This window comes from Variovorax sp. GW821-FHT09A10 (assembly GCF_059418385.1).
Map to the genome: position 1 here is coordinate 155679 of NZ_JBWKPT010000011.1, position 13441 is coordinate 169119.

The following is a 13441-nucleotide window of genomic DNA, read 5'->3' on the forward strand; positions in this document are numbered from 1 at the left end:
CAAGTAGACGCTTCAGTCGATCAGGGCTCCGTTGTCGTGGAAAGGATAAGGGCCTTCGAAGCTGCCAGAGGCCGCCAGGTGGGTGACGAGCCGGCGCCCGGCCGCGGACCAGGCGTGCACGCGGAAGGCGGGCGGCTCCAGCGTCCAGGCCGAGGCGGCGTCGGGCGCCAGGTCGAGGCAGACCTGGTGCGCCTGCGCTGGCGAGGTCGAGGCGATGGTGCCGCCGAAGCGCACGTCGATGGCGCGGTGCAGGTGGCCGCAGATCACGCGCTCCACGTTCGTGTAGCGGCGCAGCAGGGCTTCGAGCGCGTCGGCGCCCTCGAGCAGGCCGATCTCGTCCATGTGGCCGATCAGCGTCTCGAAGGGCGGGTGGTGCATGGCGACCACCACGGGCTCGTGGCGGCAGGCGTCGAGCTGGGCTTCGAGCCAGGCCAGGCGCTTGTCGCACAGCGTGCCGTGGCTGGCGCCGGGCACGCAGGTGTCGAGCGTGAGCAGCCGCAGGTCGCCCACGCGTACCGAGTACTGCACGAAGCCGTGCGTGTCGGCGCCCGTGCCCAGGTAGGCGTGGCCCGGAAAGCTGCGGCGCAGCTGGTCGCGGTCGTCGTGGTTGCCGGGCAGCAGGTAGACGGGCATCGTCAGCGGCGCGAGCAGGGCGGCCAGGTGGTCGTACTCGGCGGCGCGGCCGAAGTCGGTCAGGTCGCCGGTGATCACCACCGCGTCGGGCGGCTGGCGCAGCGCGAGCACCGACTGCACGGCGCGCGCGAGGTACGGCGCGGTGTCGATGCGGCCGTAGGCCAGCCGGCCGGGCTCGCGGATGTGCAGGTCGGTCAGCTGGACCAGGAAGGTGTTGGGGGTCGTGGTCGTGGTCATGCGCGGGTTTCCTGCGAGGTCATCAGGCGGTCGGCCGGGATGCGCAGGCCCACCGCGTCGCCCGGTCCGAAGGGGTTGTCGCGCCCCACGTCAGCCACCAGCACGGGCTGGTCCTGCAGGCGCAGGTGCAGCTGCACGCGGTCGCCGAGGAAGGTGCGGCGTTCGACCGTGGCGCGGCCCCAGCCGGGCGCCTCGCCGGGCGGGGGCGCGCCGACCTCGATGTCTTCGGGCCGCACCAGCAGCGTCGCATGCTGCTGCCAGGGCGCGGGGCAGGGCAGCGACGATCCTCCGAGTCGGACAACGCCCTGCGCGATGGCGTCGGGCGCGCGCTCCAGCCGGTTGACCCGGCCCAGGAACTCGGCCACGAAGGGGTGCGCGGGCGCGCGGTACAGGTCTTCGCCGCGCCCGACCTGCACGATGCGCCCGGCGCGCATCACCGCGAGCCGGTCGGCGATGGCCAGTGCTTCCTGCTGGTCGTGCGTGACGTGGATGGCCGTGATGTGCAGGCGGCGCAGCAGCTCGGCGAGTTCGTCGCGCAGCGATTCCTTGAGCTTGGCGTCGAGCGCGGCCAGCGGCTCGTCGAGCAGCAGCACGCGCGGGCGCACGGCCACGGCGCGCGCCAGGGCCACGCGCTGGCGCTGGCCGCCCGAGAGTTCGGCGGGGCGCTTGTTCTCCAGGCCGCCCAGGCGCACGAGGTCGACCAGCTCGCCCACGGCACGTTTCTCTTCCTCGGGCGACACGCCGCGGATGCGCAGGCCGTAGCCGATGTTGGCCGCCACCGTCATCTGCGGAAAGAGCGCGTAGCTCTGGAACACCATGCCCACGCCGCGGTGCTCGACCGGGCGCTGCGTGACGTCCTGGTCGCCGAAGACGATGCGGCTGCCGTCGTCGGGCGCTTCGAGTCCCGCGATGAGGCGCAGCAGCGTGGTCTTGCCGCAGCCCGAGGGGCCGAGCAGCGCGAGCACTTCGCCGGCTTCCACCTTGAGGTTGGTGGGCTGCAGGCCGCGCGTGCCGTCGGCGTACGTCTTTGCGCAGTTCGAGATATCGACGGGGATGCGTTCAAGTTCCATGGCGTTTCTGCATCAGGTTGGCAAGGTACTGCAGGCCCCACAGCACGGGAAGGATCACTGCGAAAAAGACCAGCGTGTAGGCCGATCCGATCTCGATGCGCATCGAGGCGTAGCTGTCGGCCAGGCCCACGGGCAGCGTGCGCGTGAGCGGCGTGTGCAGCATCCAGGTGAGGTTGAACTCGCCCACCGACAGCGTGAACACCATCAGGCTGCCGGCCACGATGGCCGGGAACACCGCCGGCACGAGGATGCCCATGAAGCGCTGGCGGAAGTTCGCGCCCAGCGAGCGCGCGGCCTCTTCGAGCGCGAGCAGGTCGTCGCGCTGGAAGGCCGAGCTCACGGTGCGCACCATGAAGGGCAGCGTGAAGACGATGTGGCCCACGAGGATGAAGGCGAAGCTCTGGCGGAAGGCCGTGAGCTGGCCGTAGGCGAGGATGAGCGCGAGCGCCGTCGCCAGGCCCGGCACCGCGACCGGCAAGGTCAGCAGTTCTTCGAAGATGCGCGCCGCGCGCGAGCGGCTGCGCGCCAGCGTGTAGGCGCAGGGCACGCCGATCAGCACGGTGCACACGACGCAGGCCACGGCCAGCGCGAGCGACCAGCCGACGGTGCCGCCGTAGTTCTCCCACACCTCGCCGAGCCAGCGCAGCGTGAGGCCGCTCTTGAGGCCCGCGCTGTAGTTGTTGACGAGGCCGGCCATCACCGACAGCAGCATCGGCGCGATCATGAAGAGGCTCACGATCACCGTGATGGCGAGCAGGAAAGGGGCGCGGGGTTGCGAAGGGGTCTTCATCATCGGGCGACCGGGTTGGCGCCGAAGCGGCGCGCCACGAAGAGCACCAGCCAGGTCACGACACCCAGCGAGATCGACAGCGACGCGGCGAGCGCGAAGTTGGCGTAGTTGGTGAACTCGTTGTAGATGGTGATGGGGATCACCTCGAACTTGCTGGCCAGCGTGAAGGCCGTGCCGAAGGCGCCCATCGAGGTGGCGAACAGGATGGCGCCGCAGGCCAGCGTGGTGGGCGCGAGCTCGGGCATCCACACGTCGCGCGCCACGCGCAGCCTGGAGGCGCCGAGCGAACGCGCCGCTTCTTCGAGCTGCGTGTTCATCGACTCGGCCGCCGCGGCGTAGGTGGCGATGGCGCGCGGCAGCGAGAAATACAGGTACGCCAAAAAGAGGCCGAGCAGGCCGTAGGCGAAGGTGATGCGCTCGCCGACCAGCGCGTCGCTCAGGTCGGCCACCACGCCCTGGCGCCCGCCGAGCAGGATCACGAAGAAGCCGATGATCACGCCCGGGAACGACAGCGGCAGCGTGAGCAGCGACAGCAGCATGCGCTTGCCGGGAAAGGCATGGCGCGCGAGGTAGATGCCCACCGCCGCGCCCAGCACCAGCGTGGCCAGCGTCACCGCCACCGACAGCGCGACGGTGTTGGCCATGCTGTGCAGGTAGCGCGCATCGGTCAGCACCGCGAAGTAGGTGGCGGCGCCCTTGTCGGCCGGCAGCGCGAGCAGGCGCACCACCGGCAGCAGCCAGAAGGCCGCGAAGAAGACGGCCGCCGGCGCGACGCAGGCCAGCAGTCGCCAGCGCGGGTTCCAGGCGTTGGAGGATGTGGTGCTGCGTGTCATCGCGCGCGGCGCCGGGTCAGCGCACTTCCTTCAGGTACTGGTCGGAGAAGCCACGCTGCGCGTCGGCCATGCGGGCGTAGTCGACGGTCTTGGCGCGCGCGTAGTCGCTGGCGGGCAGGAACTGCGCCTCGATCTCCTTGGGCATGGCGCTGGCGCGCACCGGGCGCAGGTAGGCCTTGGCCCAGATCGCCTGGCCTTCGTCGGACAGCGTGAAGTCGAGCACCTTCTTGGCATCGGCCGCGTGCGGCGCCTTGGCGACCAGGCTCATCACGTAGGGCACGGCCAGCGTGCCTTCGCTGGGGATGACGAAGGCGACGTTGGCCTTGTCCTTGTACTTGGCGCGGTAGGCGTTGAAGTCGTAGTCGAGCAGGATCGCGATCTCGCCCGACAGCACGCGCGCGTACGAGGTCTGCTTGGGCACGATGGGCTCGTTCTTCTGCAGCGCCTTGAAGTAGTCGATGGCCGGCTTGAAGTTGTCGAGCGTGCCGCCGCGCGCCTGGTTCACGGCCACGGCGCCCACGTAGCCCACGAAGGCCGAGGCGGGGTCGAGATAGCCGATGAGGCCCTTGTACTCGGGCTTGAGCAGGTCGGCCCACGACTTGGGCACCGGCTTGCCCTTGAGCGCGTCGACGTTGACCATGAAGCCGAGCGTGCCCGAGTGGATGGTGAACCAGTTGCCGGCCGGGTCCTTCAGGCCGTCGGGAATGTCTTTCCAGGCGGCCGGCTTGTAGGGCTCGACCACGCCGTCTTTGGCGGCCTGCACGGCGAAGGTCACGCCGAGGTAGGTGACGTCGGCCACGGGGCTGGCCTTTTCGGCGACCAGCTGCGCGAGCGACTGGCCCGAGTTCTTGTTGTCGGCCGGCACGGTGATGCCGGTCCTGGCCTTGATGGCCTTGAGCTGGGTGCCCCAGTCGGCCCATTCGGTCGGGCAGTTGTAGCAAATGGCGGTCTGGGCCATGGCGCCGCTGGCGGCGACGAGGGCGGCGGCCAGCACGCCGAGGCGGGCGAGGCGGTGAAAGCGCAGGGACATGGAAAAACTCCTGGGAGGGGTGGTGAGGTCAGGACAGTGCGGCGTCGTTGTCTTCGCGCGCACTTGCGCACGACTCGCCGTCTCGGAAGGCATGGGGCAGCAGCAGGCTCGCGTCGGCCTGCAGCGCGCGGCCGCCGGCGATCGCCTGCGCCAGCAGCTCGACGCTGTGGCGGCCGATGTCGCTGTTGGGCTGCGCGATGGTGGTGAGCGCGGGCGTGAGGTCTTCGCCGAGCGCAATGCCGTCGAAGCCGACCACGCTGAGGTCGTCGGGCACGGCCAGGCCACTCAAGTGCGCGGCGCGGATGCTGCGGATGGCGAGCAGGTCGTTCGAGCAGACCAGCGCCGTGGGGCGGCTGCGCGGGCGCAGCTCCGCGCACAGCGCATCGACGGCGGTTTCCACGAAGGGCACTTCGACCAGCGGCGGCGCCGCAAGGCCGGCTTCGGCCATGCCGCGCTGGTAGCCGCGGTAGCGCTGCTGCGCGCGGTCCGAGGCGGCCAGCGTGCCGCTGACCATCGCGATGCGCCGGTGGCCCAGCAGCACGAGGCGCGTGACCGCATCGGCCACCGCGCCTTCGCTGTCGACCGACACGCAGGGGTGGTCGGCATGCCGGTTGTAGGCCAGCACGTAGGGCACGGCGGCGGCCCGCAGGCGCTGCAGCGCGGCCGAGGTGGACGGGTTCGACACCACGAGGATCAGCCCGTCGACGTTGCCCGCCAGCAGCAGCTGGACGGCGCGCTCTTCCTCGTCGAGCCGGTAGCCGGTGGTGACCGGCAGGATCGCGTAGCCGCCCGCGACGGCCGCGCGCGCGATGCCCTGCAGGCATTCGGCAAACGTTGGGTTCAGCAGCGTGGGCAGCACCACGCCGAGCGTGCGGCTGCGCTGGGTGCGCAGGGTGCGGGCGCTGGCGTTGGGCAGGTAGTTGAGTTCGCGCGCCACGCGCTCCACCAGTTCGCGCGTGGCCGGGGTCACCTTGTCGGGGAAATTGAAGGCGCGCGAGACCGTGGCCACGGAGACCCCGGCCTGGGCGGCTACTGCTTGGATGCTCATCGTGCGGGGTCCGTGGTGGGGTTCATGTAATCGATTACATTGGACCGGCGCAGTATGACTTCGCGATGACAGGGCAGGGAAGTGGGGAGAACCCCGGGGCCGCGGGCGCAGCACGCGGCCCAACGGACTCGTCTAGCTGATGCAAAAAGCCAATGGAATCAACAGCTTAAAAGACTGAATATCGTTACCGATTGGTCGAGCCAGCGCGACGGGGAGCGCCTCAGACCATTCAAGCTGGCGTGCTACTGGCTTGCTCGACGCGCACCTGATCACCGACTCAACCAGATAGTCGTAGGTGTGAATCTTGATCTTCAGATCCCGAGCCATCTGGTGCCGCCGCTCTTCGACGCCAGGCGGAAGTGATGATCGCTGACCGATAAAACTCAAGCTAGGAAGATCTGCGCGTACAAACAAGGGGAAAATACTGGGATGGCTACAAGAATGCGCCCCACCACCCCAGCTCAACGCTGGGCTGGGGATTCCCGTGCCCGCCGCGAGTTCATCGCCAAGTCGTTCGACCGTGCTGTTCAATCGGACGTAGAGGCTCTTGCGAGCGCACGCGCTATGGCCACAAATATGCGCAGCGGCATGCCTCTACAACGTGCCCCGGCTAGGTGAGCAAGCTACACCTAGCAGTCCGCTTCGCTCCCTATCGCGGCTAGGCTCGGGCTGGACCTGATGGTGTCGACGCGGAGGCTGCGAGGCAATCTCCGGCAGATCCGTACCACGCATAGTCGTGCGGGCAATATCTGGGATATTGCGAGACGCATCACAACCGGGTGATTACTTGCTTTCAGACGGAGGCCGCTCGCGCCTAACTGCGGGCATCCGAACAGCGGCTGCTCGCTTTGCAACGATTGCCTAGTGCGCCGAGCGCTTCAATGCGCCGGTCAGAGCCGCCGTTGCGACAGGTTTACGCCTGACCGTTTGCAAGACTGTGCAGGGCGGAGCCTCGACCGTCAGGCGGAACCGGCCTCAACAACTGCTGTGGGCCCGTTCACGACGGCGGCGCGACCGGCTACAGTCGGCCAGGACCGGACATTGGTTCTGCAAGTGAAAATCACCCGGTTGCGGAAATTCAACCCCTCGCCAAGGCGAATGTGCCAGCAATCGGGTGCTACGAGGACATAGAAAATGAGCAACCGGCAATGGTTAGACGAACGACGAGTCGATCTCATCGCGATGCGGGTAGAGGCCACCTCTCGAGGACCTTGGGTCGCATCAATCGAAGGTGAAAATCACACCAGCGGTTCAAGCTGCATCATTACTGCCGATGGCTCAATGGACCTGGGTGGCGCATCAGATCACGACATCGCATTCATCGCCAGCGCACGCCAAGACGTTCCATATCTTGTCGCGGAGCTTCGCAGGCTCGCGGCGATTCTCGAGTCTCGTTGAGTAGACCTCTATCGGCCACAACCGGTCTTTCACTCTCGTCATTCAACCGCTGGAGCAGTTAGCTTGACCAATGACGTTGCCCCACCATCCCGCTACAAAGCATGGGTCTCCCATCTGCAGGATTCGACCGCTGGACAGTGGTCCGTGACGAACTATCACGACGACACCAAGGGTCACTCAATTCTCATCTTCAACAGCACCGACACAGAAGGAACGCTGCTGTCGACCGTTGGGCTGATGGATGTAAATATCAGCGCGATTGCTGACAAGGAGCTGCGTACAGAGATATTGTTGGACCATCGTGGTCGCGCTCAGCACGACGCAAACGTGTTGGCGACCATCGCCTTCTATGTTCTCAAGAACAAGTGGCGGCCGTCGCCGGGTGTCGTGTTTGAGGAGATGGTGACCTTCTACCTACCAGAGACGACGTTGCCCCATGTGCTTTTCATCCCGCCGTATCAGTGGACTGACTCACGTATGACCAAGGCTACAGTCGGCGAGTTCCTCATCCATCCTCTGCTGGCGGTCCCAATTTCCGAATCCGAACGCCGCATTGTTTCAAGCTATGGCTACGAAAGACTGCAGACCGTGTGGGAGGACAGCCAAACGGACGTGCTGGACTGGAACAGAGATGGAAGAATCGAGGCTTGAACTAGGGGCGCCCCACCAGAGGAGTGTGACCGCCGGCACAAGCCGGCCAAAACCAGTCGCTTAACCTTGTGTCACGATTCATCAAATGAACTGCCGGATTTGTGGTCGTGAGCTCGGTCGAGAGGATGACCCGCTGTCCTTGGATTGCGGCGGGGACTGCTGGGGCTGCATCGGTGAAATCGAGGCGGAGATGAGTTCGGAATCGTCCCTCGCACGGGTTCGCGAGGAAGCGGCCCAAGGTCTCCGGCCAAGCTGGAAGGCCCCGGCTGAGCAGCCGCCGTCGGCCAAGACCGGACAGTCGACGGCGAGGCAGAATTCGCCCCGACGCGACCATTTGGTTTCAGCGGACCCATCCAAAATCGAGGACTCATATCCATGATCGAGCGCAATGAACATGACTGGCGCTGCTGAAGTTGACGCCACGATTCGCGAGGTTCGGAGTGCTGCTGCAATGCGCGGTGCCGGCGCGGTTCAAGCGCTTGACCGAGCGCTGGCAGACCTCGTTGCCCGTCCCACTGCTGCCTATATTGGTCCGCTGCTTCTATTACTGGATGACGAGGCCGACTATGACGAGGCCATGTTCTCGCTCATCCATGTGGCAGAGGCGTTCACCGACGCTGAATACGTCGCAGAGCTTCTTCAGGTCCTGTCTGACATGAGAGCGAGAGCTCCCAAGTGGGCTTCGATAGTGCTAATGCGTGTTCTGAACAGTGCGTCTGCCCGAACTGCGCTTGTTCGAAAGCTTCGTGAGGCCGATTCGCCGACGAAGCAAGCTTCGTTGTGGTTGTGCGAGCGCATCAACGAACGAAGCCCAACGTTTTTGGCCCAAACCACTGCTGTCATGCTCGCGGCGCAAACTGCATGACAGACGGTTGTCGGCCAAAAGCGGTCTTCCACTGCGCCAGCGTGGTATCAAGTTTTCAGTTTCTGAAAGATCGAAGAGGATCTGATGTCATTGAGTGAAAAGCTGAAAGACTTCGCAGGAGCTATTGCTCTGGCGGCAAGCCGTGCGCCGGACAAATACGATGAGTCGTGCGGGTGGACATACGAAACCAATATGACAGACCTCAAAGAGCTATGGTCATACATTTACCCGCGATTGACGCGGGACCGGGAGCTGGCAGAAGAAGTCAACGGAAATTTGCAGCGCATGTACGAAGCATTTGAGAGTGGCGAGAAATCCGAGGGCCGTGCGACTGCATGGGCGATCTACAACTCAGACTTCCGAAAACTGCGTTAGCTTTTTTTCTCTCAAAGGCAGGACGCGGCCAGAACCGGGCGTTCACCGCGTCGGGCAAAATTCGGCCAGGAACAGTCGTTGAAGGCGGTGGCACTGATACTGGAGCAGTTGATTGCAAAAGCACCAGAGAAAGAAGCGCGGCATGCCACGTGATTTGGTTGCGGCTCTCGTCGTCGTCACATTTGGCTTAGCTGGCGTACTTTTCACCCTCTATGGGGACAAGTGGTTCGGCTCACCTGCGCAGCGATGCCATGATTCTTGTGCTACTCAAGGCAAGGAGGGTGTGATGGCTCTTGTGTATCCAAGGACAATGACAGGCTCTAAGGATGGCCCTCGCGAATGCCATTGCCGTTGAGATCAACCGTAGCTGAGCCACTGCTTTCTGGTGTCGTTTCTCGCCGCGTCTGGTCCAACGCTCTGAGCACCTTTGCGGCTTCAGTCGGCCAGAACCGGTCATGAAGTGTCGCGGCTGATTGCAACGGAGTTCTAACCCCAGCCTGAGGAGCGCTACGCTTGCAGCGTGAATAGACAGATGAAGATGTACATCCTTGTCCGAGACGACATCCCGCTAGGCTTCGCTATGGTCGCCGTGGCTCATGCATCCTTGGCAGGCTATCTCAAGTTTCAGAACGAGCCGGAAATACAGAAATGGCTTTCAGGCCCTTTTTTCAAGGCTGTCTGTAAGGCGAATGCCAAAGAGTTTGAAAATGCCAAACAGGTCGCAGATCATCTGGTCTTGACTGAATCTGCACTTGAGAATCGGGAGGTGGCGATTGTCTTCAAGCCTCGGGATGAATGGCCAAAGATGTTCAAATTCCTTCGGCTCTACAAGGAGGCCCCATTGCCTCCGGCTGTGCCTGAATGACAGGGGGCGGCCAAGAGCGGTCCTTGGATGAAGGAGAGTAGATGACGCTTGAAGAATTGCTGAATTTGAACTTCAACGGATGTGATCTCAGCCTTCATTGGCGGGATGGACAGCTCTCCATAATTCCAGTCGAAGCCGAAGCAAGCCAGAGGATTCCCGCGTTGTCTTTTGAGGCGGTGAGTCATCCGTGGGCTGTGCTTTGGGAAGACCATGCCCAGCGATGGTCAGATCGCCTTGAACTTCTTCCTCGAGATCAGTGCCGCGCTAGCGGATTCGACGCAAAACCTGTCCATGACAAGATCAAAGTCAGCTTTGCGTGCGAGCATCCGGGCGGTTTGCTCCGCTGGGGATTTACGACTGCTGGCGTGACGCGAGAAGCATGAAGTCTTCATTCGGCCAACACCAGACATTGAGCGATGCTCACAACCGTAACAACCAACACCGCCACCATCGTCCTTTTCGACCCGGAGTGCATGCGGCACCGGCTCAACGAAGATGCCGATTGGTGGTCATTGCCTCAGGAAGAACTCCTTGAGGTCAACCGGGCGAACGCTGCGTTCATGAACGTCAGCGCCGACGGGTGCTATGAGCTCGAGGTCGCGCCATACGAAGAACTAGCGGACGCAGACGTGGAGTTGGTCGTGCGGAACACCAGCGGGCGGTTCTTTTTTGGCGCCGGCGAAATGATGAGCTCCGCTGGTCTGGAGCCGGAAGCGGAATATGGAAACGTGTTCTTCGATGCCGAGCCGGGCTCGTACTTGGTCCGTGCACGGCAGCGAGGTAGCGCGGTCACCGTTTCATTGACGGCGACGGACCTTGATGCCTCAAATTCTTTCGGCGACCTAGTTCGGCTGGGCACGTGAGCGCGACGGCAGACGGCCAAAGCCGGTCATCGAGGAACGAACAGAAATTTTCGATCTGGTCAGGCTGGTAGAGCGCGATGAGGCGTTCGTTCGCACGTAGATCGAAACATCCAACGGAGTCGCGCCCATGTACATATGTGAATTCAAGAGGAGCCTCGCTACAAGCTTGATCCGCTCCTGCAAAGAAGTCATCGCCAGCCTTCCCGCCAGCATTTGCGATGCATCAATTTATTCATTCTCTCTTTATTGTGCATCGGGCTGTACGAGCTTTGGCGTGGCTTTTTCAACCCTCGAGGCGCTAAACAAGAAGAACGAAAATTTGGCAACCTCGGATGCGAAAAAAATTATTAGCAAGCTGAGCGCAACAGAATGGCCGTTCGTCAACTATGGGTTCGAGTTGTTCAAAGATTCCAACAATTTGGTTGATGATTTTTACAACACCTTGTACGAAGGTGTTTTTGAAGACGTGGTTATCGACCCCAATGCCAAGACAGCAGATCTAACAAAAATATCCACGGATTGCTTGATTGACTCGATATCCGATGCCTTTTTCAAATTGAAATCTGATTCGGATTTTTCGAGCAAAAAATTTATAGGAGATCCATTTTTTGGCCTTCAATTTGGCGACCCAAGTCCAAATGAACTGCGGATGATGGAAAGCGTTTCTGAACTAGTTAATTCGCCGGAATGGCACAAAGAGGCGTTAAAGGCTTTTAATTTAATGGGTAGGAAATACATAGATATATAAGAGGGCGGCATCCCTGTAACCGAGGCTGCGGCGTCGTGAACGCTTTTCGGTGAGGTCGACCGACTCATGGATCCTTTGCGCCCACATCCCTAGGTGAACGTTCAATCCCACGACAACTAAAAGTTCACCCGAACTGCAGAACCTCGTTTTCAAGAGTAAGTGTGAAATGAAAAATAAAATCACCACGCTCCGCATGCTAGCTTTGACGTCTATCGCACTTCTTTCGGGTTGTGCAGGGCACATACTTAATGATCTCGAAAACATCGATGATGAAAAAGTCGCGTTCATCATAAGAACACCCATACCCTATAAATACTCCCCTGGATTTGGGATCCAAAGAGATACGGCTCTGCTTGCTGGTAGCTACTACCTGGAGAAGAGAAATTCTGTCGGCTCTTTTTATGGAGGCAAAGTGCCTTCAGTATTGGCCGAGGCAGATGGTAGGTTTCGCGTATATATTGGAGGACTCTGGATTCCGAGCAACACGGAGGAACAGCCGCGCCTCTACTACTATCTGCAACCACCCCAGTCCTTGGATCGTGGCCTGACCTTCGATGAGGCATTAAGAAGCGTAAGTAAAGTTAGAGTACCTCCTTCACCTCCCGGTGAAAAGGCGATGCCGGATGATTCAGCACTTATCAATCTAGCAACCCAGAGCACTCCAACAAATATGTCGCCAGTCCAAGCGGGAGTCGGTGCAGGTTTAGGCATGGCGATCGTTGGAGCACTCGCCAAAGATGGCGACAAGAGTCCGGTCCTCTTTCCAGATGCAATAGGAACTTTGTTCAGCACAACCTTGAAGGAGGAAATGGCAAATCAATTGAAATAAAAATGAGATAGGAGCTGGCACACCACGCATGAACGCAGCATTGGTCCGCATCATCTGCTTTGACTGGGGCGACACGCTCATGCTCGATGACGGCCCACGGGATCTGCCGATGGCACGATGGCCCGAGGTTCATGTGGTTCAGGGCGCCTTGCAGATGCTTGATCGGTTGCATGGGCGCTTCCCGCTGTGTATTGCCACAAACGCAACGATGGCGCGAAAGCCGATGGTCGAGCAGGCCTTGGAGCGCGGCGGAATGCTTCACTACTTCTCGGATGTCTTCACGTTCACCGAATTGGGTGTCAAGAAGGACACACCTGAGTTCTGGCGTGTCGTTGCGACCATGATGGGCGTCGCAGTTGATGAGATCGCAATGCTGGGTGATACGCTGGTATCGGACGTGCTGGCACCGTCCCGATACGGCGTGCAAAGTGTCTGGTTCAATCCACACGGTCTCGCTGTCTCGCCGGGCGTGACGGCTGTACGGCGACTTGAAGACTTTCCTGCACTGTTCGACTGAGTCTGTTCTTGCCAAGGGCCTGAATCCGAAGCTAGATTCTCCCGGCGCCGTTTTCATCTCAAACGTACGGGCACGACAAGCCCGACAGGAGCGCTCACATGTTGCGAACAAGCAGAGTTCTGTTTGAAGAGCATTAACGAAACTCGTCGGCGATGTCGGCTTTCGGGACGGGACAATTTCGGCTATGGGCCCGTTGCAGACATAGGCTCATCCCGATAGCGGTCATTCAAAGGCAACGGCATCTTCTGTGCGCGATGCTGACTTCTTGGCGTCAAGCTACTCCCGCCGAATCGACCGCACCAGTAGTTCTGCCGGCCACAGTGAGAAGTGTCCACACCCGCCAAATTTTGGGTCAGGCCCACGTAGAACACCAGTGACGATGACCCTCTTTCCGTCCCAGCGAGTCAGCAGTTCAGCGTCCAGCAGGGGCGTCTCCTTGTCCACCTCAAGCCATAGCGTTGAGCGTTCACCCCGCTCGGCCCACACCGCGTGCTCAAGAGATTGATTCTCGAATCTCCATGCCAGTAGCCCTACGACTTCTGTCAGCCTGCCATCGAAGGTCGGGAAGCGTTCAAGAATTTCGTTAACGGTAAGAGTCATTTGAACGTCTGTTTGTTGATTGCCGCCGAAAATTGACCCAGCTAACGCAGTAATTTCCGTCTAAGACTGACCCACGTAAAACCCTACCC

At 61.5% G+C, this 13441-nt stretch carries 16 protein-coding genes; 10 read left to right on the forward strand and 6 right to left on the reverse strand.

The window, feature by feature from the left end; genetic code table 11:
• Window positions 1–12 precede the first annotated feature (12 nt).
• From AC07Q9_RS28500 to AC07Q9_RS28525, 6 genes are read right to left on the reverse strand one after another with little or no spacing between them, the layout of a single operon-like run.
• Entirely contained in the window at window positions 13–870 is an 858-nt protein-coding gene (locus AC07Q9_RS28500; protein ID WP_495312610.1) for a phosphodiesterase, read from the reverse strand.
• Entirely contained in the window at window positions 867–1940 is a 1074-nt protein-coding gene (locus AC07Q9_RS28505) for an ABC transporter ATP-binding protein (RefSeq protein ID WP_139703304.1), read from the reverse strand. Before AC07Q9_RS28505 ends, AC07Q9_RS28500 begins: the two co-directional genes overlap by 4 nt.
• Window positions 1930–2730 carry an ABC transporter permease gene (locus tag AC07Q9_RS28510; protein ID WP_062480906.1) on the reverse strand — a complete coding sequence of 267 codons (801 nt, stop codon included), beginning with the start codon at window positions 2728–2730 and terminating at the stop codon, window positions 1930–1932. Before AC07Q9_RS28510 ends, AC07Q9_RS28505 begins: the two co-directional genes overlap by 11 nt.
• A complete protein-coding gene (locus AC07Q9_RS28515) occupies window positions 2730–3563 on the reverse strand; it encodes an ABC transporter permease (protein WP_495312611.1) in 834 nt (277 codons plus the stop codon). Before AC07Q9_RS28515 ends, AC07Q9_RS28510 begins: the two co-directional genes overlap by 1 nt.
• Window positions 3564–3579: 16 nt before the next feature.
• On the reverse strand, window positions 3580–4593 hold the full coding sequence (locus AC07Q9_RS28520) for an ABC transporter substrate-binding protein (protein WP_495312612.1): 1014 nt from the start codon (window positions 4591–4593) through the stop codon (window positions 3580–3582).
• A gap of 28 nt (window positions 4594–4621) precedes the next feature.
• Window positions 4622–5641, reverse strand: coding sequence for a LacI family DNA-binding transcriptional regulator (locus tag AC07Q9_RS28525; protein WP_495312613.1), 1020 nt, complete (start codon window positions 5639–5641; stop codon window positions 4622–4624).
• Between the two features lie 1134 nt (window positions 5642–6775).
• On the opposite strand from AC07Q9_RS28525, the gene AC07Q9_RS28530 reads away from it, so the two are divergent.
• The 10 genes from AC07Q9_RS28530 (at window position 6776) to AC07Q9_RS28575 (ending at window position 12752) form a co-directional block, all read left to right on the forward strand.
• Window positions 6776–7039, forward strand: a complete 264-nt coding sequence (locus AC07Q9_RS28530; protein WP_495312614.1) for a hypothetical protein — start codon at window positions 6776–6778, stop codon at window positions 7037–7039.
• A gap of 63 nt (window positions 7040–7102) precedes the next feature.
• Window positions 7103–7690: a suppressor of fused domain protein gene (locus tag AC07Q9_RS28535; RefSeq protein ID WP_007836623.1), complete on the forward strand. Its 588-nt coding sequence runs from the start codon at window positions 7103–7105 to the stop codon at window positions 7688–7690.
• Window positions 7691–8078: 388 nt separating this feature from the next.
• The gene (locus tag AC07Q9_RS28540; protein ID WP_495312615.1) at window positions 8079–8555 is read left to right on the forward strand and encodes an Imm30 family immunity protein; all 477 of its coding nucleotides are present in this window, start codon (window positions 8079–8081) and stop codon (window positions 8553–8555) included.
• Between the two features lie 90 nt (window positions 8556–8645).
• Window positions 8646–8930, forward strand: a complete 285-nt coding sequence (locus AC07Q9_RS28545) for a hypothetical protein (RefSeq protein ID WP_495312616.1) — start codon at window positions 8646–8648, stop codon at window positions 8928–8930.
• A 532-nt stretch (window positions 8931–9462) separates the two neighbouring features.
• The gene (locus AC07Q9_RS28550; RefSeq protein WP_495312617.1) at window positions 9463–9795 is read left to right on the forward strand and encodes a peptidyl-tRNA hydrolase; all 333 of its coding nucleotides are present in this window, start codon (window positions 9463–9465) and stop codon (window positions 9793–9795) included.
• Between the two features lie 41 nt (window positions 9796–9836).
• Entirely contained in the window at window positions 9837–10178 is a 342-nt protein-coding gene (locus tag AC07Q9_RS28555; RefSeq protein ID WP_495312618.1) for a hypothetical protein, read from the forward strand.
• Between the two features lie 33 nt (window positions 10179–10211).
• Window positions 10212–10658 carry a DUF6386 family protein gene (locus AC07Q9_RS28560; protein ID WP_495312619.1) on the forward strand — a complete coding sequence of 149 codons (447 nt, stop codon included), beginning with the start codon at window positions 10212–10214 and terminating at the stop codon, window positions 10656–10658.
• 166 nt (window positions 10659–10824) lie between these two features.
• A complete protein-coding gene (locus AC07Q9_RS28565) occupies window positions 10825–11406 on the forward strand; it encodes a DUF4303 domain-containing protein (protein ID WP_495312620.1) in 582 nt (193 codons plus the stop codon).
• Between the two features lie 166 nt (window positions 11407–11572).
• Entirely contained in the window at window positions 11573–12235 is a 663-nt protein-coding gene (locus AC07Q9_RS28570) for a hypothetical protein (protein WP_495312621.1), read from the forward strand.
• A 28-nt stretch (window positions 12236–12263) separates the two neighbouring features.
• Window positions 12264–12752: an HAD family hydrolase gene (locus tag AC07Q9_RS28575; protein ID WP_495312622.1), complete on the forward strand. Its 489-nt coding sequence runs from the start codon at window positions 12264–12266 to the stop codon at window positions 12750–12752.
• Window positions 12753–13441: the final 689 nt, after the last annotated feature.

What these genes read in the sequence shown, in the direction of transcription:
- AC07Q9_RS28500 (WP_495312610.1), bottom strand. Translation starts at nt 870, where the DNA reads ATGACCACGACCACGACCCCCAACACCTTCCTGGTCCAGCTGACCGAC.
- AC07Q9_RS28505 (WP_139703304.1), bottom strand. Translation starts at nt 1,940, where the DNA reads ATGGAACTTGAACGCATCCCCGTCGATATCTCGAACTGCGCAAAGACG.
- AC07Q9_RS28510 (WP_062480906.1), bottom strand. Translation starts at nt 2,730, where the DNA reads ATGAAGACCCCTTCGCAACCCCGCGCCCCTTTCCTGCTCGCCATCACG.
- AC07Q9_RS28515 (WP_495312611.1), bottom strand. Translation starts at nt 3,563, where the DNA reads ATGACACGCAGCACCACATCCTCCAACGCCTGGAACCCGCGCTGGCGA.
- AC07Q9_RS28520 (WP_495312612.1), bottom strand. Translation starts at nt 4,593, where the DNA reads ATGTCCCTGCGCTTTCACCGCCTCGCCCGCCTCGGCGTGCTGGCCGCC.
- AC07Q9_RS28525 (WP_495312613.1), bottom strand. Translation starts at nt 5,641, where the DNA reads ATGAGCATCCAAGCAGTAGCCGCCCAGGCCGGGGTCTCCGTGGCCACG.
- AC07Q9_RS28530 (WP_495312614.1), top strand. Translation starts at nt 6,776, where the DNA reads ATGAGCAACCGGCAATGGTTAGACGAACGACGAGTCGATCTCATCGCG.
- AC07Q9_RS28540 (WP_495312615.1), top strand. Translation starts at nt 8,079, where the DNA reads ATGAACATGACTGGCGCTGCTGAAGTTGACGCCACGATTCGCGAGGTT.
- AC07Q9_RS28550 (WP_495312617.1), top strand. Translation starts at nt 9,463, where the DNA reads ATGAAGATGTACATCCTTGTCCGAGACGACATCCCGCTAGGCTTCGCT.
- AC07Q9_RS28555 (WP_495312618.1), top strand. Translation starts at nt 9,837, where the DNA reads ATGACGCTTGAAGAATTGCTGAATTTGAACTTCAACGGATGTGATCTC.
- AC07Q9_RS28560 (WP_495312619.1), top strand. Translation starts at nt 10,212, where the DNA reads ATGCTCACAACCGTAACAACCAACACCGCCACCATCGTCCTTTTCGAC.
- AC07Q9_RS28570 (WP_495312621.1), top strand. Translation starts at nt 11,573, where the DNA reads ATGAAAAATAAAATCACCACGCTCCGCATGCTAGCTTTGACGTCTATC.
- AC07Q9_RS28575 (WP_495312622.1), top strand. Translation starts at nt 12,264, where the DNA reads ATGAACGCAGCATTGGTCCGCATCATCTGCTTTGACTGGGGCGACACG.